This window comes from Staphylococcus durrellii (assembly GCF_015594545.1).
In the GTDB taxonomy this organism is placed as follows: Bacteria; Bacillota; Bacilli; order Staphylococcales; family Staphylococcaceae; genus Staphylococcus; species Staphylococcus durrellii.
In genome coordinates this window covers 2,420,379-2,440,512 of sequence record NZ_JADIIO010000001.1, presented here as the reverse complement: position 1 = coordinate 2,440,512, position 20,134 = coordinate 2,420,379, and the positions used below count along the sequence as shown (strand labels likewise).

The window sequence follows — 20,134 nt, the reverse complement described above, 5'->3', positions numbered from 1 at the left end:
AGCATTTTTTATTATGTTTAATATTAGTCGTTTTTAAATCGTCGACGCAAATAGAATGTATAGACGATTGATGATAGTACTCCGATAAGCGTGATTGTAATTAATAATTTACTATGCGGTGGCGTATACCACAACGCTATATGACGGTCTCCTTTGTTTACAGGAATGATTGTCTGTATACCGTTTCCTTTCTGCACTTTAGTTTCTTTGCCGTCCACTTTTGCTTGTAAGCCATCCGAATAAGGTATAGGAAGTACTAAATAGCCATGCGCTTGTTTGTCTTTCGTAATCGTATATCCGTGGTTATTATTTTTAATGTGCACTTTTTTAACTTCTTTGGATGCTTTTTTAAGTGCTCCATAGTTTTCACCATAAACCCCTTTTAATTTGTAACGATAACGTCCTTTAGAAAGTTTTAAATTAACATCTTTATTAGCTTTCACGCGTATTGTCGTTGGATTTACGACACGTCGATATGAATAACTTAATGAGTTTCTCTTTTGCGTAAAGTCATTTAATTGCACTTTATGACGTTTATCTGGGGCCTTTAACTCTAATTCCACTTCAAAATATAAATCTTTATACTTTTTAGTTATATTTTGGGGCACTTTGTAATGAATTCCACCGTCTTTTTCATGAACTGTCAACATATGCTTTTGTTCGTTCAAGTGTGCCTTTTTAGTGGATTCTTTGATGTCATTTGCATAATTGATATTATGTTGGATTTTTGAATTTGTAGATGTCGTATTGTTTAATACGACGCCTTTTAACATTGCATGTTCTCGCTCAATGGGAGATTGCAGTGATTTGTTGTCATATACTTTATTAGTTATATGCGCACTTGGATATGTCGTTTGATTAACAGAATGTTGATATTTGTGTGCTTTTCCTTTAATGACTTCAGATGTTTTAAAACCATAAGGAATATTGTCGTCGTTTGGATTTTTGAAGCGGTCTTGTACATCCCATAATGCCATCAAATTTGCACGATTACCTAATAAACGATAGGTACTATTTTTATCGATAGGTTGAGTGATCTGCATCGTTTTATCGTAATACTTTAAGATACTACCATCGAATAAACTTGAGTATAATGAAATGCCTTTAAAGCCATAAATAATTGGAGAATTTAAAGCTGAAAACGACAAGTAATCTATTCTACTAAATGGATCTTGCGAATGTTGAATTTGGTTGAATTTTTTTTGCAACTTAGCGCTATGATAGTTATCTTTATCCATAGATTGTAAAGTGCGTTCGTAAATATGCATATGTGTATCGTGGTAATTTTTTATCATTACAAGTTGTTGAATAAAGATAAGCGCAATAAAACCAAATTGAATTGTCTTTTTATTGAATAAAGCGTTACGCCAAATGACAATAAACATTAAAACCATGATGATTAGCGTGATCCACATCCATGACATATGACCATTGTATGAAAAATACATATAAAACATGATTAATATACACGGACACGCAGTATATAAATATTGTTTTATGGAAACTTCAGCCAAATGTTGAATAAATAGAGCAATTAATATGCTTGATGTTAAGCATAAAATATATACCCATCTTCGTGCAGGTAATGAAAAACCATTAAAGAAACTATCAAAATAAGGCGTCAATGACCCAATGAGTAGAATCCATGTTAATACCGCAAACAAGCGGTAAAAGTAATACTTATACAAATTAAACGCGCATAATGCGATAAAAGTAACAAGCGAAATCGTAATATAGAATCCATTAGAAAAGATATGATATTTTTCTTGAAAATCTATCAACATAGACATCTTTAAATGAGGATTTATTTGCCTATCATTACTCATAACTGACGATACGCCTGTATAAAACCCTATAATACCCGTCATTAAACTGAAGATAACGGCGGTAATTAATAAATAAACCTTTTGTAAACGATTAACGATATTCTGTTGGTATGTAAATATAATACGATAACTAAAATAAAACCCTAAAATAATACATTCGTAATAACTAAAATAAAAATTTGAAAATAGCGTTAATGTTATAGCGATGATAAAAAGTCCAACTTTGCCTTCTCTGAAAAAGCGTTCCATTCCTAAAATAGATAATGGCAATAAAATTAAGACGTCACCATAAAATGACCAAGTGAAATTATAATATATAGTCACGGTAGATAGTGCATACATCAATGTAGCTAATATTGCGAAAAGATATTTAGGATTTAAATATTTAAACAAGTAATAACTTGTAATAGTAGTCAGTAACACTCTAATATAGGCGATAATAAGCTGGCTGATGCCCCAAAATTTAATATTATCTGTTGAGAAATGAAAGATTTGTGAGCTAACTCTAATAATGAAGAAGTAACAAATCATTAAAGGTGAAGTTGAGTAATAATAAGACAAACCTTTAGAATAATCTCCACCTAAGCCAAATGCTACATCATAAAAACTTTTGAAATGTGTATATTGATGATATAAATATTTTTGGAAAGGTATTAATTGAGTGAAACCGTCTCCTTTACCACTAAATACAATACCGTTCTTTAACATATTTATTAAAAAAGGAACAAATACAATAGCAGTAATAATGAGGCTTATTATAAAAACCAACGAAAGTTGTTTGATGAATTGCTTAAATTTTTTAATGTCTAAGATACCTCCTGAATCGTGATGTTAGCGTTAGGAAAATTTTGCCTAACGTTAAAAATGATACTATAAATCAGTGGGAGAGACATTAAAATAAATAATTCGTAATACGATTTTAAGATTGTCATTAAAACACAATAAAAAGCTCGCCTTAAAGGGGTTGACCTCTTTAACGGTTAGATAAAATTTAAGTTTTTAGTGTATTCTAAGCGTTTATCTTCCTAGATTCTTAGATTTTAAATGGTGGTGTTTAGTTGGCGTCGTCATCATATATAGGAATAAAAATAAACCAAATGCTATATAGCATTTGGTTTAGCTATGTTCTGGGAGTATAGGATAAGTACTAGTGCGCTATCGAAAGGAAAATTATAGCGCGTTATTTTTCTAGTCCATTGCTAACAGCACTTGTGAATGAATCCATAGTATCTGTCCAATTATTTGAGTTTTCTCTTGAAGTACGGTTAACGTTACCGCTTTCAAAAAAGCGTTGAACAAAATGATTAGATAACTCTATTTGCACACCGGCGTTATTTTTATTTTGGTTTGCAATATTATGTATGCTGTTTCCTGAGATGTTTTGACTGGCTGTAGTAACGCTAAAACCTTTATTTTGTAGAGCTTCTTTAATGTTACTTTTTAATTGATCATCTCTACCACCTATGTAAACGTCATTAGCTGAATTATTTGTTTTATGTATTGTTACTGTGTGACGAGATTGTTGTACCATTTCTTGAGCTTTAGGTTCATCATAATTGGTTGAAGTTACGTGTAATTGGCTATTATTACTAGGACGTATACCTGAAAATGAATAAAAGCCAGATGAACTTTTATCAGCAATGTTACGGGCGATTTCGGTAGTTCCAGGTTCAATACCACCACCATGTGGCGCTACAATAATTGTAGAATTACTTTCATCATATGTATGTATTTTCCAGTCGTGACCTTCTTCAGTATCTTGTTGTAAATCTGTCATTGAATTATAGCAGTCGGCATATGAACAACGTGACCAGAAAATCCCGCAGAACAGTAAAAAAATAAAAAAAAGACTTACACAAAATATAATTGGATATATAACTTTTCTCATAACTCAACACTCCAGTTTTATTAACTTTTAAACTTACTCGATAATCATCTCTCCTACCTCCCTAATATTGTATAAATTTAAAATAGAACGTGGATTATATAATACCAACGCTCAATAAAATATATTGTTACTATTATTATATACAAAAATAGATAGTTTAATCATAATTATTAAAAATAATATAAATTTTCATTAGTAAAACACTTTTTTATTAATGAAAATATAGCTCTAGATAAGGGTGTAAATAAGCATTAGCTGTATTTAACAATATTTTATACAAGTAATTGAAGTTAAATAGTCTAATTTAAAAATAAAAAGTGACAAACAGTATTAGCAATGTTTGTCACATATATTGAAATGAACTTTTCCATTTAGCTAGTAATATAATCGCCACCATTAATATGAATTACTTGGCCAGTTATATAAGAACTATCTGCATTGCTAGCTAAAAACACATATACTGGTGCTAGCTCAGCTGGTTGGCCACGGCGACCCATCGGTGTTTCAGCACCTTGATTTTCAACTTTATCAGCGGTAAAGGTAGACGGAATAAGTGGTGTATAAATAGGACCGGGTGCGACTGCATTTACACGAATACCTTTATTATTTAAAGATGTCGCGATTGAGCGAGTGAAAGAAACGATGGCTCCTTTTGTAGCAGAATAGTCAATTAAGTGTCCTGATCCACGATAAGCTGTGACACTCGTAGTGTTGACTATAGCATCTCCATTAGAAAGGTGTGGTTCTGCAGCTTGTGTTAAAAACATCATACCGAAAATATTTGTTTCGAAAGTCTTTTTAACTTGCTCAGGCGTTATGTCAGTAAAGTTATCTTGTAGGAATTGTACGCCTCCATTATTTACTAATATATTTAATTGTCCGAAATCAGCTATAACATCTTTAATTAATTGTTGTGAATCCGCTACTTCTTTTAAATCATGGGAGTATGCTTTTGCTTTTACGCCAAATGATTCAACGCGTTCTACAACATTATTAGCATCTTGATGTTCATCGTAATAGCCAATGGCAACGTTAGCGCCTTCTTTAGCGAATAATACTGCAACGGCACGTCCAATACCAGAATCGCCACCTGTAACTAAAGCAACTTTGCCTTTTAATTTGCCACCGGCAGCATAGTCATCTAATTCCGTTACAGGTTTGGGTTTCATATCTTTCTCAATACCAGGTTGTCTATCTTGAGTGTATCCTTTAATTTCTTTATGAAAATCTAATAAATTCATGGACGTTCCTCCTTGAATTGTTATTTAATTACATGATTCTATTAATAAGTTGAGAAATATATTGTCATTTGTTTATCTGAAAAATTAACATAAATATTTAACTGTGCAATTAACAAAATAGTGATTTTGTCATATTAATGTTATTACCGTTAAAATTATATTTAAACGATAAGATTTTGTAATATTTAATAATTATGATGTTTTTATCGAGTCAGGCAAACGAATATTACTTTGACAAAGCAATGTTTTAAGACGTCGGGATGAGTGAGGTTATTAAGACGGGAGCCTAACCTAGAGGTTTGAAGTGCATAAATTAAGCGAATAATTCTTTTATCAAAATCATGGTAAAAGAATTATTCGCTTAATATGTATGTTATGAATTAGACGTTTGAAAATAACAACTTTAGCGTGTGTTTTAAGTCTAGAACATTAAAAATAATGAGGCAACTTAATACAACAATAAGATAAATAAAGGGATAATGATTGAACTTAGAATAGCAGTTAATATCATGCCAATTGAACTATATGCTCCAGATTCAAAGTCATATTCTAATGCTTTAGCTGTGCCAAATCCGTGAGCTGCGTTTCCATATGATAATCCTCTAGCAATAGAAGATTTAAATTTAGCGATACTTATTAAATATTCACCGATGATGCTGCCTAATAAGCCAGTAGCCATAATAAATAATACAGTTAACGTTTCATTACCGCCAAGTTGTTGAGAAACTTGAATACCAACGGCAGCAGTTATGGATCTTGGCAACATTGTAATTATAGTAATTTTAGAAAAACCTAATAATTTTAATGCACCAAAAACGATAAAAAAGTTAATGACTACAGCCGTAAATACACTAGTAAATATAACCGGCGCGTTTTTCATAATTTTATGACGATGTTGATATAGTGGTAAAGCTAAACTTACGACAGAACAACTAAGTAAATAGTTTATCCATTTACCGCCAAGCATATAGTCATTATAATTTTGGCCAAATAATAGTAGCACAATAATGATTACTAAAGCCGTTACTAAAGCTGGATTAAGTAATGGATTTTTAAAACGAGCTTGTAGTTTCGTTGATAAAAAGAAAACTATAATCGTTAATATAATCATTAATATTGTTTTCAAGAGTATCATTTATTTTCATCTCCATCATCAGTTTTTGCAATCATCTTTTCTGCGATATAGCCAGAAACTAGGGCGATACAACAAGTACCAACAACGATAACAATTATGAAAGCCACAAATTTTATATTTATACTAGAGCCAATATTCATAGCCCCTACGACTGAAGGTACGAAGAAAAATATCATTGTCGAAAGTAAGAAACTAGCTGCATCTTCAACTAAACGAACAGGAATGATTTTAAATTGTAACAGTAAAAAGAATAAAATTAATCCAACGATACTACTCGCTATAGGAATATGTAATACCTTTTGTATGATATTACCTATATATGTAATAACAATGATGAGTATGAGTTGTAACAAAATTATCAGCGCTTTATGTATATATTTCATAAACAAGCCTCCTACAAAACGTGCGCTACCATGTGTCATTTATTACTAATGATAGCAAACATTAAAGTAGTGTAGTGGATTGGTGATTAGAAATTTCAAAATTTTTTAACTTCTATCTATTTCTCAGGAAATAAATTGAGTAGTAATAACCGTTAATTTAACAAGTACGTTACTCTGTTTATAGCAAATACATGGAGGTAGAAATATATACAGTTATAAACTTTTTAATGTTTTATGCGTTGTTATTTATAGTCTTATTTTTAATAGCTGCTTTCTGTATCTTCTAAGCGACTTAGCTAATCGTATAACTAAACACAAGAGAGAGAATAACTGTAATTAAAACGAGGTTACTGTATGTATATTCAGAAGGCAATCGTTATAAAAAAATTTTTATAGTATTTAGCTTCAGTCCCGAATAGTAGGCGACTATCCACACCGAAAAATCCCCTCACTACTCGCAGTAGTGAGGGGAAATGCAAAATAAGAATAAATATATACATAGTTTAAATAACGACCAACTTATTCAGTTTTGCCTTCACTTAATTCATTCACTGCTAGTATAGCTTGCGCTACGTCTTCAGCAGTAAATTCGTCACTTAAATTAGAGAAAGTGTCATTAGGATCTTTTGCTAATTCTCCTACTTTTATTAAATCCTCAAAAGAAGCATCTTGTAAATGCATATCATTTAAATTTGTTGGCATTTCTAAGAATTTATAAAAATCAAGATATTTTTTAATCTCTTCATAAGGTCTATTTTCTAAAACCATTTGAACCAGAGTTCCATATGCCACTTTTTCGCCGTGTCCAAGTTTATGAATATCTCCTGATAAAGCTGTAAACCCATTGTGTATTGCGTGAGCTGCAGCAAGGCCCCCATTTTCAAAACCAAGACCTGAAAGTAAAGTGTTTGCTTCGATAATAGATTCCACTTGAGGTGTTACAATACCTTGTGCTGCAGCAAAATAGGCGCTTTTACCATATTTAAATATAGTTTCTTCTGCTTTTTCAGCAATGGCTAAAGAAGCTAGTGTTGGTTTTCCATCTACCATAGTTTTTCCTCTACGATTTAAAGTTGCTTTAACTTCTACTAAAGTAGCTAAAGCATCACTTATGCCCGCTGCAAACAATTTAACTGGTGCTTGGACTATAATTTGTGAATCTGCTAATACTACATTTGGGTTTTTATAGTAAAATCTATAACCAGTAAAAACACCTTCATCTGAATAAATAACTGATAAAGCACTTGTAGGGGCATCTGTAGAAGCAGTTGTTGGGACAATAATAACAGGAGAATTAAGATCATCAGAAATTGCTTTTGCCGTATCTAATGTCTTTCCTCCTCCAACGCCCACAATTACATTTATGTTATTGTTTTTAGCTATTTGGCTAAGTCTTGCTATTTCATTTTCAGAGGCTTCTCCATTAAATTCTTCGTATTTGTAACTAATTTCGCTAGATTTAAAACTCTCATTTATGTCTTTATTTGTTAGTGACCAAACAAAACTATCTGAAATAATCAAGGGTGCGTCACCTAATTTATCAACCTCATCAGCTAAACTGTTTATTACTCCTTTTCCTTGTATATATCTACTTGGCGATTGAAAAATGTATCTTGACATAAGAACTCCTCCTTGTTATTTAATATACACTTATTTTATCCCCTATATTTTTAGGTATAAATCATAAATCTTTGTAAATATGAAAAGTTATACTCAAAAAATTTTATTTATTCGAATGATTTAATTTCTTTGTTTGTTGAGAAAGTCGTATTCGTGATGTGAGTATTTTTCTTATTATTTATAAATAAGCTTTTACTTCAGTCGAAATTAGTTTGAGAATATCAACGATGTTTTGATAACGATAGTATGGTGAATATACAATTGTAGTAACGAAGGAGGCAAAATAATGAATAATGTAAAAGATAAAGTAGTCGTTATAACTGGTGCGTCTAGTGGCATTGGCGAGGAAACAGCAAGTTTGCTATCTGACAATGGGGCAAAGCTTGTTTTAGGAGCAAGACGTGTAGATCGATTAGAAAAAATACAACAAAAAATAGGCAACAATGTAAGCATTCAAAAAACTGATGTAACGAAGCCAGATGAAGTAAATGCGTTAATTGAAACAGCGTATAATGATTTTGGACGTGTAGATGTTTTAATTAATAATGCTGGTCTTATGCCTCAATCTTTTTTAGAAAAGAATAAGCAAGATGAATGGAATCAAATGATTGATGTTAATATTAAAGGTGTACTATACGGCATCGGTGCAGTATTGCCTTATATGAGAGAACAAAAATCAGGGCACATTATTAATTTAGCTTCTGTAGCAGGACATGTTGTTTTTCCAGGTAGTGCTGTTTATAGTGGTACCAAATATGCAGTTAGAGCGATAACTGAAGGATTAAGACAAGAAGAAGCTTCGGTGGGTTCAAATATTAGAACAACAATCCTTTCTCCAGGCGCTATTGATACTGAGTTGACAGATCATATTAGCGATAAGGAAATGAAACAAGGTATAGATGAAGTATATAAAGATGCGATTAAACCAGATGCTATTGCAAGAGCTATTAATTATGCAATTAACGAACCCGAGGAATCATCTGTAAATGAATTTATAATTCGTCCTAGTAGTCAAAATCTATAATTGAGAGATGATAAATCACGGAAAATCTTTTTTAAAATTATAGCTAATTATAAAAGTTGAAACATTCGGTTTACTAAGGCATTACGATAATAAAATCAAAGGCGATATTAGTGATTTTAGTGTTACTAATATTGTTGAAGAATTGAAATAAGACTAAATTGAGAGAACGGATAAAAATATTATTGATATTGTAGTTAAATATAACGAAGAAGAGCAATTTACAAATTTATATCTTTATTTAAATTAAATAGGTTTTATCGTATTTAGTTTCTTATTGTGTTAGTTAACAATAGCCATATTATCACATCAAAAACCCTCTCACTATATAAGTAGTGAGAGGGTTTAATGCATATATGCACGACATATTTGTTAATTACTTTATTACATCATAATAGAGAGGAACGCAAAGTAGTAAAATTACAACGTCAATATATACATTAATATTGGTAATGTTATGATGCATAATATCGAAGACATAACGACATATTGAGAAGTTTCAGGCCCTTTATCAGAATATATAGTTGCTAAAGATGTATTGGTAGCACCAGCAGGCATACCTGCTGAAAGAACTATGACGCCTAAAATCAATTTATCTGTTATAAATGAATTTAAGATTACAAATACAAGCCCAGGTATCACGATAAGACGTACAAAACAAAAGAGATAGATATTTTTAGAGACTATAAATTTCTTGATATTGATTAATCCAAATAAAGCACCGGTAATAATCATAGATAAAGGTGCGGTCATATTACCTAATTCCTTTAGTGCAGTAGCTAATGTCTTAGGAAGTGAAATGTCTAATATCAGTAATAGTATTCCTAGAAAAGAAGCTAAAAGCGCAGGACTCAATAATGATAATCCAATAGATTTAAAGTTGACATTGTTTTTATATAATTTAATACCCAATGTAAATAAAAATAAATTTGATATTGTATTATAAATAACTAGGATAAATAAGCCTTTTTCACCGTATAGTGTCCCAATGATAGGTATCCCTATAAATAGTATATTTGAATACGTACAACAGCCAACCCATACCTTTTTCAGTGCTATTTCCATGTGCGTGAAGGAAACAAGCAACTTAGAAAGGAAAAAGGGGAAAGCTACTAAGAATAAACTGATAAAAATGATTGTAACAAAGAAGTTTAAATCATAATCAGCTACATTAACATTAAAACTAGATAATATAGCTGAAGGTAAGACAATATTCGTTAATAAATTCGATAGACTGCTCATATGATTTTTATGAATCCAAATCTTTCTAGTGCATACAAAACCAACAATTAGGAATAGTAATAATATTAAACATTGGTCTATAACTGTTGTTATCATATTAATAAATAACCTAATTTACTCATAACGAATATAAGTTACAGTTGTATTTAAATATTCGTCAAAACCATTTACGCCATCTGCACCACCAAGTCCTGATTGACGCCAGCCCGCATGATAGCCAACAATAGCTTCTTCAGCTTCACAGTTAACGTAAACTTCGCCAAATTTTAGTCTTTCACTGGCTAACATGGCTTCTTTTAGACTTTCTGTAAATATATAAGAAGAAAGTCCATAGTCGGAAGTATTTGCTTCATCTAATACTTCTTCAAAGTCTTCAAAACTTACGATAGGAAGTACAGGACCAAAAATTTCTTCTTTCATAACTATAGAATCTTTTGAAAGGTTGGTTAAAATTGTTGGTTCATAGAAGAAACCTTGTCTGTTCATTATGTGCCCGCCTAATTCTATTGTGGCACCTTCTCGGACTGCATTTTGTACTTTTTCATTTATAGATTCTAGTTGTTTTTGATTTATAATAGGGCCCATTGTTGTTGTTTCATCATATGGATCTCCAGGCTGGATATGATTCATTTTATTTTTAACAGCTGTTACAAATTCATCAAAGATATCTTTAGCTACATAGATACGCTCAGGACATGTACACACTTGCCCACTATTATTAATTCTTGCTTGTACAATATAACTAGCTGCTTTTTCAATATCAGCATTTTTTGTAACAATCGCAGGAGCTTTACCACCAAGTTCTAAGTTTACGCCTTTTACATTATGTGCTGCGCTTTCCATAACTGATTTGCCTGCACCAGTGCTTCCTGTGATTGAGATTAGGTCGATGTCTTCATTTTGTGATAATAAGTTACCTACTTCTGATCCAGTGCCTGTTATGATTTGGACTAAACCATTAGGTATTGTTGTTTCTTGGATATATTCAGCAATCTTAAATGCACCAAATGGTGTTTCTTCACTTGGTTTAATAACAATGGAGCAACCTGTAACCAAAGCTGGAATTAATTTTCTTATTAGTACAAAAATAGGTGCGTTCCAAGGAATTATACCAGCAGTCGTACCTACCGGTTTTTTAGTTAATATAATTGTCTCGTTTTCCACTTCGCTTTGTAAAACTTCTCCGTTATTTTTTCTAGCTAAACTGGACATATAGTTAATATATTCAATAGATTTTTCTATTTCACCTATGGCTGCATACAGTGGCTTACCTTGTTCTTCAACGTAAATTTCAGCTAAGTCATTCTTATTTTTTTCTAATTGCTCAGCTAAGCCTTGAACAATTTTTGCCCTTTTTACAATATTTACTTGTTCCCATTTTAACTGTGCTTCTTTAGCACCTTTAATTGCATTTTTAGTATCATGTTCGTTTGCTAATGTAACTGTATCAATGATTTCTTCTGTAACTGGATTAATGACTGCTAATTGATTTGTAGAATTGCTTTTTACAAATTGACCATTTATAAATAATTTATTCATATAATGACCTCCTTTTGTTATAATATAGTCCTTACGTAATATTAAGTAAATACAGCGTAAAAATTGACATACTGTTTAATTTAACAGTGTTAATTATGAGAGGATTGAATAAATTGATAGAATTTAAAAACCAAAGTTTTAATTGTGAAAAGGAACTTGCATTAAATATTATTGGTGGAAAGTGGAAACTTATGATTGTATGGGAATTATTAAGAGAAGAACCGCTTCGCTTAAATCAAATTGAAAAAGCTATCCCCAACGCACATCAACGTGTGTTAATCAACCAACTAAAAGAATTGGAAAAGGATAGACTTGTTACACGTACCATTCACCCAGTTATGCCACCCAAAGTAGATTATAAACTCACTGAATTAGGAAAATCTTTACAACCATTGGTAGAAGAATTATATAAATGGGGAATACACTTGTATAATTATGAAGAAAACGAGGCATAATATAATGGGAGATGTGAGCGTAAGAGAAGATGTAAAAAGTAGCTTAGAAGCGGTATTTTCGACGGAATGATATGCTTATATCTCCGTTCACATCATTGCGCCAGTCGTTAGCGACTGTGCAGTTGCATATTTTAATAACTGGCTTAGTAGTACACCTAATAATAAATAGCAGGCGACGTTAAGTCGCATCAAAAACCCCCTGACTACTCGCAATAGTGAGGGGGTTGGTGCATATATGCTTATAAATTTCGTTAGATGTATTAGGACATCACAATGGAGAGGAATGGAAAATCATTTAATTAATATATTAATAATACTTTATCAATTATGTGCGTTACACTAATTAGAACATATCAGATTGTTTAAGCCCCTGTGGAAATGTTTCTTCAAACTTTTCTTTTTTGTTGTATAAATTGTACCAGGCTTCTGCAATAAAATCTGGATCACCCTTTGTTCCTGGTTCTATGACCGTTCCTATTGAAAGATGTCTGATAAATATGCCTTTTTCTTCCATTTCATTGTAGAGGTTTTCAGCATAATTACGCAAACCAGCTCCTATAATTCCAGCATTTCCAGCAAAAGGTAAAGGGAATATTGTAGATACGCCTGTTGTAAATAGAATTGATCCACTTCCTTTATTAATCATATCTGGTAAAACTTCGTTAACTAACTGAATTGATGGAAATAGATAAGTCCCCAACATTTCTGATACACTCTCCGGCGTAGTTTCTAATACATTTGTAAATTTATCTTCTTGTGCGTAAGGACTAAACTCTATGACATCAATCGAATCAAACTCAACTTTAATTGCTTGGATAGATTGTTTTAATGATTGCAAGTTTGCAATATCAGCTATAAAAGTCTTTGCTTCAATGTTTAAGTTACTTAGTTCTTTTTGAATAACTTTTAATTTCTCGGCATTTCGAGAAATCGCTGCTACTTTAAACCCTTCAGCACCAAACTTCTTAGCTATAGATAGTCCTAAACCAGTACCTGCGCCTACAATAACAATTGTTTTCATTTTTAAGTAGCTCCTTGTTTATGATATATTAAAACAACAAAGTGTTGCTTTAAATAAAATATACAGTTAATAAAATAATATAACAATCAACAAACCATGCTTATATGTTGCTATAGCAACAAAAACCTTAAATTGTTGGGGAGGTGATGCAAATGGCAGAAAAAGTAAAAAATTTGAGAATGACACATACGAAACAATCATTAGTTAATGCCTTTTTTAGTTTGGTTAATAAAAAAGATTTTGAGAAAATAACAATAGCGGATATCACAAAAAGCGCTAGAGTAAACAGAGCTACGTTTTATGCGCACTTTGAAGATAAATATGATTTAATAGACTATATTATGGAAAGTTTTGCTACAGTTTCTATTGAGAACTATATTTCAGATGGTATGATTTTCAATCAAGAAAGTATAAGTCAACTCATTTTAGCAGTTCATGATTTTTATCAAGAACCTAATATTGAATGCCGAAGTAGCTATGCTGGTATAGCATTACCTCAAATGAGAGAAAAAATATTAACCGAGTTGAACATTGTTTTAGCAAAAAGTTTGAAAGGCGTTTACGCAGATAATGAAAAAGAAATATTTGTTCCTATTTTTGCACAAATGATTCATGAAGGTGCATTACAGTTAGTGGATAATAATAGAGCGATAGAGAATGAAGCATTAGCTAAGAAAATTGCATTATTTATAATTGGGAGACTTTAATTATAGAAAATATATTATTTTAGTATGCTATAAACAGTGGATCGACTAACACCCGTTTGTTTAGTAATTACTGGACCTGTAAGTTTTTGTTTATCGTATAAGAATTTAGTCTCTCTTTTTTATGATTTAGTATCGAAGGGGCCCTCATACCGTTCTCTGGCACGAGCTGCTTCTAACCCTTTTTTTAGTAAGTTCACTTAATAAGTTAGTTTCAGGTTTAGCGAATGCACTCCTTATTACACAAATTTGATAACACATGTGTTACTTGTATTGTTACTATAATATTGAGCACTGGGGAACGTACTTACTAACATAATTCAACTTACCTGAAGTGGATATGCTTCAAAAGATACAGATGGTTAATATAAAAGTCGATGTTTTACTTCTGTGTTTCAACTAACATGGAAAGAAGTGACGCCATGTTAAACATTCTATTTGTATCACTTGTAGGTCCTATCATAGAGTCATAATCACGTTATTATCACATTAGTCAAACAAGCGTGATAAATAAGCCGTTGATGAATAATCAGTACACCAAACAAGAGCCCGATAACTACTACTGACATAGTTATCGGGCTCGGCGTTTAACGTGTAGACACTCTATTTGTCACTCACCTTACAATATCATAATGAGTGAGAACACAAAATTACAAACAGACAGAATTAAATTATTAATTTAATTCTTGGGGTGTCTTTAAGAAAGGTGTAAGAACCGCACTTAAAATATAAAAACCTGAATAAATAAATAGTACGACGCCAGCACCAAACGGTTCAAAGAATAAAGTTACAATAGCTGGTGCTATAAATGTACTAAGGCCTGCTCCCAAGTTTAATACTGACATAGCAGCACCTTTATTGTCTGGCGCGAGCAGTGGAAATAGTGCTGACAATGGTACATACCCAGCCATACCTATACCACAGAGACTTAATATTAGACTCATTAACCAATAATTATGACCGATTGTCATAGGTGCAAAATATATTAAAAGCATAACAACGGCATAAAATACGCCACCAACCCATTGTATCGTTTTACGCCAACCCCATTTATCTCCAATATATCCAAAGAATAAGTTGGCGAAAATGGCTACTGTAAATATTGTAGACCACATTCTTAACCACTCTGTGTCAGTATAACCAAATTCTCTTAAATACAATGGTAAAAATAGTAATAGACCATATTGTGCAAATCCATTAATTGATTTTACTATAAGTCCCATTGCGATAATTGGGCGTTTAATAATTGTAACTGCTTTAATTAACTCTGAAAATTTGAAAGCAGTAATTTCTGATTGTGGAACACGATCTTTATTAACAATAATGGCTAAAAATGAACCAACTATAGTAAAAATAATACCTGTCCACATAGCGTTTATATGTCCCATTATTGGTATCACTAGTGAAGCATAGAATGGACCGAAAACACTTAGTCCTAATGAAAACATAAACCAAAACCAACCAGCGGCAGTACTCCTTTTATCTAATGGGGCACTGTAATTTATCCATACTAAAAATGAATAAGCGAACATAGGATAACCAAAACCTCTGACGGCATAAAACGGGGCCATAATATAATAATTTAAACTATACATACCTAATCCAATAAAGCCTATACTACCTATTAGAAAGGCTATAGTTCCTAATAACATCGCTTTTCTTGGTCCTAACGTTTGAACAAAAACTCCGGATAACCAAGCAGATATAGTAACAGTAACACCATAGATTGTTATAAGAAATGATGCAGCTGTAGCAGGCATATTTTCGTCTACTAAATATGGAACTAACCAAGCTTGTTCAATTCCATCACCAATCATAAACAATACTAGGCCAATATATCCCCAAAGTAGATTTTTAGGAAGACCTATTTTTCTAAACACATAAAACATCCCCTTTGAAATTAAACTTTCATGGTATAATCATTAACTTAAAAGTGAGTACAAAAATTCTTGGGTTTCTGTCGCATCTTTGGAACGAATTAAACTTTCAATATTTTCCAAACCATAAGCATGTATAATGCTTTCGATTTTTTTATACATTTTTATATTTTTTTCACACTCTTTAACTGGGTCTTCTCGAATAGGAAAAGTATCAAAGTAAATTAGACCATCATATTTATATTTTATGGCATAGTATATAAATTCTATTGTTTGTAATAGATGAACGCTACCTAGCATGAGACCATCATCATTATCCTTATAACCGTCATTTAAATGAAATCCCATTAAGCGATTTTTCTTGGCAGCAAGTGCTAAAGAATAGGCTGGATTTTCTTTCTTCATTAGCATATGGCAAAAATCTAGAGTCACACCAAAATTAGGTAAATTCACATCATCCAATAATAAAAGTGTTAATCCAATATCTCCCACTAATGAAAAGGATCTTGGCTGGTATGGTTTATATTCAAAACTAATATTCATGTCCGGATATTGTTCACCAATTTCACGTAAAGCTGAAACAGTCTTATCCCAAGCAATTTCATAGTCTACTTGGAACGCATAATCAAACCCGTCATTAGCAAGCCAAATTGTTGTCGTCGACCCACCTAGCTCTTCGCAAGTTTCAATAGCTTCTTTTGTGGTTGTAATTGCTTTATTACGAATAATTTCATTGGGATTTGTAAACTCCCCATCATCATATATTTCACTAAATCTAAGCGCCACGCCACTAACATTTAAATGATGTTTCTCTAATGCCGTTTTGATTTCAGAAACAGTATTCTTTTGGAAATGCTCTGGATAATTGAGCTCTACATGTGTTAATCCTTCTACCTCAGCCATTCTTTTTATTAATGAAACAGTATTGATTATTTCCTCACTTTCAAAAAATAATTTCGGCTTATTTTTAAACGAATTTAATCTTGTTGAAAATTTCATTTATAATCATCCCTTCAAATTGTTAACGTATCCAATTAATGTTCACTGGTTATTGAAAATAATAAGTATATTTCATTAAAAAGTAAAATATAATAAAATAATTTACCGAAAATATTTTATTGTAGGTTATTAACGCTATGATATTTTACTTTTGTAAAATGAAAAGTAAAATATATAGATGGAAACTATAATCTTGTGATAACATAAATAAAACGTATCCAATGAAAGGGAAATTCTATATGGAAAATAAAATATTCACTGGTAAAGAAATTATTTTATACGCAAGAAGCATTTCACCTTCTCTAGCAAATAAGGAACGTAGGGTTGCACAATTTATTGCGAATAACTATGAAACTTTAGCTGATAGTACGATTAGTGACGTTGCGCTTCACTTAAAAATAAGTGAAGCCACGATTACCAAAGTTTGTAAAAAACTACAGTGTGATGGGTATTTACAATTAAAGAGATTAATTAAAGCATACATTGACAGTACTCATAATGTAGAAGCCTATGAAGAAGGTTCTGAATTTAAGAAGGGAGATTCTAATGATTTAATCGCAGAAAAAGTATTACTTAATGCGATATTAGCACTTCAAGAGACATTAGATATTTTTAATTACAATGCTTTCAATAAAGCATGCGAGATTTTTAAAGAAAAAGACGAAAATAATAAAATTATACTAGTCGGTAGCGGTGGTTCTTCAGTTATATGTGAAGACTTTCAACATAAGTTACTAAAAATTGGTATTGTCTCACACGTGTACAAAGACTCCCATATGCAACTTATGTTTACTTCACTAATAAATGACGGAGATATTGTCTTGGGGGTGTCTCACTCTGGAACAACACAACATATTGTAAATGTGATACAAGCTGCAAGAAATAGAGGCGCTCATACGATTAGTGTTACGAATTATATGAATAGCGAAATTACTAAAGCAGCTGAAATAAATTTAGTTTCAACAGCCCAAAATGCACCTATAACAGGTGAAAATGCAGCTGCACGCGTTGTACAATTAACAATTTTAGATGCGCTTTATACAAATCTAGCTATTAAAGGCTCGGAAAATTATGCAGAAAGCCTAACTAAAACAAGTGATGTTGTGAAAGACTACCGCTATTGAATAAAAGGGGCTTATATTCAAATGAAAAATATAAAAGTTGTAGTAGTAGGAAGTCTGAATTATGACTTGATTTTAACGCAAGAACGTTTGCCTTATAAAGGCGAAACATTATATGCAGATGATATAATACAAGGTCCAGGTGGCAAAGGTGCTAACCAAGCTGTACAATGTGCTAAGCTTGGATTAGAAACGACACTCATTGGTAAAGTTGGAAGTGATAGATTCGGTGATGCACTTATTGGTTCGATGCAATCAGCGGGTGTTAATGCTGATAAAATAAAGCGTAAAGGACAAAGCGGATTAGGCTTAGTGAATGTACTTTATGATGGTGATTATCATAGTACTATTTTAAAAGGGGCCAACTATACAATAACTATAGAAGATATTGAAAAGGAAACTGAGTTATTAAAATCTGCAGATTATATCATTTTGCAACAAGAGATACCTCAATTTATTAATGAGTATATAATAGAGAATTTCAATGAAAATGCGACCTTAATTTTAAATAATGCTCCAGCAAGAAGTATAAAACTCGAAATTTTACAGATGTTAGATTATTTAGTAGTAAATGAAACAGAAGCTGAGTTCATGGTAAATAAAAAGGTTGATAATATAGATCAAGCATTTGAGGCAGCACAATTATTACATTCTAAAGTACATACGACTGTTATTATCACTTTAGGAAAATCAGGGGTTGTATTAAAAGATGCTAATAATAATTTTCACGTACCATCTAACGAAGTAGAAGCGATAGATACTACTGGCGCAGGTGATTCCTTTATAGGTGGTATTGTTTATGGATTATCTCAAGGATATTCGATAAAAAATGTGATTCACTTCGCAAATAACGTTAGCTCTTTGACTGTCAAACAAAAAGGGGGAAGTGAATCTTTTCCATTACTAAGAGATTGTATTAAAATGGATAACAGCACTAGTTGAGACTAAGGAGTATATAGAGAAGTTGATAGATATAATTAAATAAATGCATTAATACAGTATAAATTATTAGAAGTTATACTAAAAAAGACTCCTTTGTAAAAGGAGTCTTTTAATTGTTTCATAATAAAACTTGGCTTAATAACAATGGTTTATGATATTTATACCTTAATTATTTAATGCATTAATTATGTTTATTTGTTTTTTATCTCTTTGAGATGACAATTCAGAAATTGACAATCCTTTGTAAGCTTTATTTACCATAGTGATAAGTTTTTCTATATTGTCTTCGTTTAATTCGGGATGACCTAGCTGTTTCCATAAATCAGGCATGTTTTTTCCTAAATGATTCATAAAGTCTTCAAAACCGCCATTTCCTCCTCCTAGGTGAAATGATAAGAAAGGACCATCGGCAGCCCATCTTAAACCTAATGAGCTGTCAACAACTGTATCTAAATCTTTAGGATTAACGACACCCTCTAGGACTAAATTTATACATTCTTGAAATATTGCTGCTTGTAAACGATTAGCCACAAAACCGTTAATTTCTTTTTTTAAAATAATAGGTGATTTACCAAGTGATTCATAAAATTCTTTTGATTTGTTAAGTGTAATTTCAGACGTAGCTTTTCCAGGTACAATTTCTACTAAAGGAATGAGGTGAGGAGGGTTAAAAGGGTGTCCTACGCACATTCTCTCTGGATTATTCATTTTTTCAGAAATAATAGACGCTGGTATAGAAGATGAAGAAGTTAAAAATATGGCGTCTTCATCAGCATATTTCTCTAAATTTTGGTAGAGATTTTGTTTGAATTCTATATTTTCTGGGCCATTTTCTTGAATTATTTTTGCACCTTTTACAGCTTCAGATTGATTTTTTTCAATAATTAATTTCTTACCTAGATCTTTTGTATCATAACCTAAAGTCTTTAATGTAGGTTCTATATTTTTAATACCATTTATCACATCATCTTCTAATGTTTTACTAATATCATTAATTCTAACTTCATATCCATTAGCTAAAAATAAAGCAGCCCATGATGTGCCGATGACTCCTGCTCCAATAATAGTTATTGGATTGAATTGTTTATGACAACTCATAAATACTCCTCCAATATAAAAT

Annotated in this window: 18 protein-coding genes and 1 pseudogene; 6 read left to right on the top strand and 13 right to left on the bottom strand. The window is 31.7% G+C overall.

Features of this window, described 5'->3' with window-relative positions:
* Positions 1–23: 23 nt before the first annotated feature.
* From ISP02_RS11840 to ISP02_RS11815, 6 genes are all read right to left on the bottom strand, one after another.
* A complete protein-coding gene (locus ISP02_RS11840; protein WP_235980512.1) occupies positions 24–2,534 on the bottom strand; it encodes a YfhO family protein in 2,511 nt (836 codons plus the stop codon).
* Positions 2,535–3,006: 472 nt separating this feature from the next.
* Positions 3,007–3,603 (bottom strand): poly-gamma-glutamate hydrolase family protein, encoded by a 597-nt coding sequence (locus tag ISP02_RS11835; RefSeq protein ID WP_208455799.1) that lies wholly within the window; start codon positions 3,601–3,603, stop codon positions 3,007–3,009.
* Positions 3,604–4,085: 482 nt separating this feature from the next.
* A complete protein-coding gene (locus ISP02_RS11830) occupies positions 4,086–4,955 on the bottom strand; it encodes an SDR family oxidoreductase (RefSeq protein ID WP_195721734.1) in 870 nt (289 codons plus the stop codon).
* A 448-nt stretch (positions 4,956–5,403) separates the two neighbouring features.
* Positions 5,404–6,090 carry an LrgB family protein gene (locus ISP02_RS11825; protein ID WP_195721733.1) on the bottom strand — a complete coding sequence of 229 codons (687 nt, stop codon included), beginning with the start codon at positions 6,088–6,090 and terminating at the stop codon, positions 5,404–5,406.
* A complete protein-coding gene (locus ISP02_RS11820; RefSeq protein WP_195721880.1) occupies positions 6,087–6,464 on the bottom strand; it encodes a CidA/LrgA family protein in 378 nt (125 codons plus the stop codon). Before ISP02_RS11820 ends, ISP02_RS11825 begins: the two co-directional genes overlap by 4 nt.
* A gap of 528 nt (positions 6,465–6,992) precedes the next feature.
* Positions 6,993–8,093 (bottom strand): glycerol dehydrogenase, encoded by a 1,101-nt coding sequence (locus ISP02_RS11815; protein WP_195721732.1) that lies wholly within the window; start codon positions 8,091–8,093, stop codon positions 6,993–6,995.
* A gap of 286 nt (positions 8,094–8,379) precedes the next feature.
* Between ISP02_RS11815 and ISP02_RS11810 the strand changes: the two genes are divergently transcribed.
* Positions 8,380–9,117: an SDR family oxidoreductase gene (locus ISP02_RS11810; protein ID WP_195721731.1), complete on the top strand. Its 738-nt coding sequence runs from the start codon at positions 8,380–8,382 to the stop codon at positions 9,115–9,117.
* A 417-nt stretch (positions 9,118–9,534) separates the two neighbouring features.
* Here the strand turns inward: ISP02_RS11810 and ISP02_RS11805 are convergent, their stop codons facing one another.
* Together ISP02_RS11805 and aldA are read right to left on the bottom strand one after the other, a co-directional pair.
* The gene (locus tag ISP02_RS11805; protein WP_195721730.1) at positions 9,535–10,452 is read right to left on the bottom strand and encodes an AEC family transporter; all 918 of its coding nucleotides are present in this window, start codon (positions 10,450–10,452) and stop codon (positions 9,535–9,537) included.
* An 18-nt stretch (positions 10,453–10,470) separates the two neighbouring features.
* Positions 10,471–11,895 (bottom strand): aldehyde dehydrogenase, encoded by a 1,425-nt coding sequence (aldA, locus tag ISP02_RS11800; RefSeq protein ID WP_195721729.1) that lies wholly within the window; start codon positions 11,893–11,895, stop codon positions 10,471–10,473.
* Positions 11,896–12,008: 113 nt separating this feature from the next.
* Here aldA and ISP02_RS11795 point away from each other — a divergent pair, with 113 nt between their 5' ends.
* Together ISP02_RS11795 and ISP02_RS11790 are read left to right on the top strand one after the other, a co-directional pair.
* Complete coding sequence (locus tag ISP02_RS11795; RefSeq protein ID WP_235980511.1) at positions 12,009–12,350, top strand: winged helix-turn-helix transcriptional regulator; 342 nt, start codon at positions 12,009–12,011, stop codon at positions 12,348–12,350.
* A gap of 79 nt (positions 12,351–12,429) precedes the next feature.
* Positions 12,430–12,519: a type I toxin-antitoxin system Fst family toxin gene (locus ISP02_RS11790; protein ID WP_195721879.1), complete on the top strand. Its 90-nt coding sequence runs from the start codon at positions 12,430–12,432 to the stop codon at positions 12,517–12,519.
* Positions 12,520–12,693: 174 nt separating this feature from the next.
* On the opposite strand, the gene ISP02_RS11785 is transcribed toward ISP02_RS11790, so the two are convergent.
* Positions 12,694–13,371 (bottom strand): SDR family NAD(P)-dependent oxidoreductase, encoded by a 678-nt coding sequence (locus ISP02_RS11785; protein ID WP_195721727.1) that lies wholly within the window; start codon positions 13,369–13,371, stop codon positions 12,694–12,696.
* 152 nt (positions 13,372–13,523) lie between these two features.
* On the opposite strand from ISP02_RS11785, the gene ISP02_RS11780 reads away from it, so the two are divergent.
* Positions 13,524–14,078: a TetR/AcrR family transcriptional regulator gene (locus ISP02_RS11780; protein ID WP_195721726.1), complete on the top strand. Its 555-nt coding sequence runs from the start codon at positions 13,524–13,526 to the stop codon at positions 14,076–14,078.
* 14 nt (positions 14,079–14,092) lie between these two features.
* Here ISP02_RS11780 and ISP02_RS13055 read toward each other — a convergent pair.
* From ISP02_RS13055 to ISP02_RS11770, 3 genes and pseudogenes are all read right to left on the bottom strand, one after another.
* Positions 14,093–14,309: pseudogene (locus tag ISP02_RS13055) on the bottom strand (recombinase family protein); the annotation flags it as partial.
* Between the two features lie 440 nt (positions 14,310–14,749).
* Entirely contained in the window at positions 14,750–15,955 is a 1,206-nt protein-coding gene (locus tag ISP02_RS11775; RefSeq protein ID WP_195721725.1) for an MFS transporter, read from the bottom strand.
* Positions 15,956–15,997: 42 nt separating this feature from the next.
* Positions 15,998–16,951, bottom strand: a complete 954-nt coding sequence (locus ISP02_RS11770) for a sugar phosphate isomerase/epimerase family protein (protein WP_195721724.1) — start codon at positions 16,949–16,951, stop codon at positions 15,998–16,000.
* A gap of 239 nt (positions 16,952–17,190) precedes the next feature.
* Here ISP02_RS11770 and ISP02_RS11765 point away from each other — a divergent pair, with 239 nt between their 5' ends.
* A complete protein-coding gene (locus ISP02_RS11765) occupies positions 17,191–18,075 on the top strand; it encodes a MurR/RpiR family transcriptional regulator (protein WP_195721723.1) in 885 nt (294 codons plus the stop codon).
* A gap of 21 nt (positions 18,076–18,096) precedes the next feature.
* The gene (locus ISP02_RS11760; RefSeq protein WP_195721722.1) at positions 18,097–19,014 is read left to right on the top strand and encodes a ribokinase; all 918 of its coding nucleotides are present in this window, start codon (positions 18,097–18,099) and stop codon (positions 19,012–19,014) included.
* Between the two features lie 165 nt (positions 19,015–19,179).
* On the opposite strand, the gene ISP02_RS11755 is transcribed toward ISP02_RS11760, so the two are convergent.
* On the bottom strand, positions 19,180–20,112 hold the full coding sequence (locus ISP02_RS11755) for a 3-hydroxyacyl-CoA dehydrogenase NAD-binding domain-containing protein (RefSeq protein ID WP_195721721.1): 933 nt from the start codon (positions 20,110–20,112) through the stop codon (positions 19,180–19,182).
* Between the last annotated feature and the right edge of the window lie 22 nt (positions 20,113–20,134).

Coding starts and splice junctions, on each gene's coding strand:
- ISP02_RS11830 (WP_195721734.1), bottom strand. CDS start 4,955: ATGAATTTATTAGATTTTCATAAAGAAATTAAAGGATACACTCAAGAT.
- aldA (WP_195721729.1), bottom strand. CDS start 11,895: ATGAATAAATTATTTATAAATGGTCAATTTGTAAAAAGCAATTCTACA.
- ISP02_RS11760 (WP_195721722.1), top strand. CDS start 18,097: ATGAAAAATATAAAAGTTGTAGTAGTAGGAAGTCTGAATTATGACTTG.
- ISP02_RS11835 (WP_208455799.1), bottom strand. CDS start 3,603: ATGACAGATTTACAACAAGATACTGAAGAAGGTCACGACTGGAAAATA.
- ISP02_RS11755 (WP_195721721.1), bottom strand. CDS start 20,112: ATGAGTTGTCATAAACAATTCAATCCAATAACTATTATTGGAGCAGGA.
- ISP02_RS11770 (WP_195721724.1), bottom strand. CDS start 16,951: ATGAAATTTTCAACAAGATTAAATTCGTTTAAAAATAAGCCGAAATTA.
- ISP02_RS11825 (WP_195721733.1), bottom strand. CDS start 6,090: ATGATACTCTTGAAAACAATATTAATGATTATATTAACGATTATAGTT.
- ISP02_RS11810 (WP_195721731.1), top strand. CDS start 8,380: ATGAATAATGTAAAAGATAAAGTAGTCGTTATAACTGGTGCGTCTAGT.
- ISP02_RS11765 (WP_195721723.1), top strand. CDS start 17,191: ATGGAAAATAAAATATTCACTGGTAAAGAAATTATTTTATACGCAAGA.
- ISP02_RS11805 (WP_195721730.1), bottom strand. CDS start 10,452: ATGATAACAACAGTTATAGACCAATGTTTAATATTATTACTATTCCTA.
- ISP02_RS11815 (WP_195721732.1), bottom strand. CDS start 8,093: ATGTCAAGATACATTTTTCAATCGCCAAGTAGATATATACAAGGAAAA.
- ISP02_RS11785 (WP_195721727.1), bottom strand. CDS start 13,371: ATGAAAACAATTGTTATTGTAGGCGCAGGTACTGGTTTAGGACTATCT.
- ISP02_RS11840 (WP_235980512.1), bottom strand. CDS start 2,534: ATGTTAAAGAACGGTATTGTATTTAGTGGTAAAGGAGACGGTTTCACT.
- ISP02_RS11780 (WP_195721726.1), top strand. CDS start 13,524: ATGGCAGAAAAAGTAAAAAATTTGAGAATGACACATACGAAACAATCA.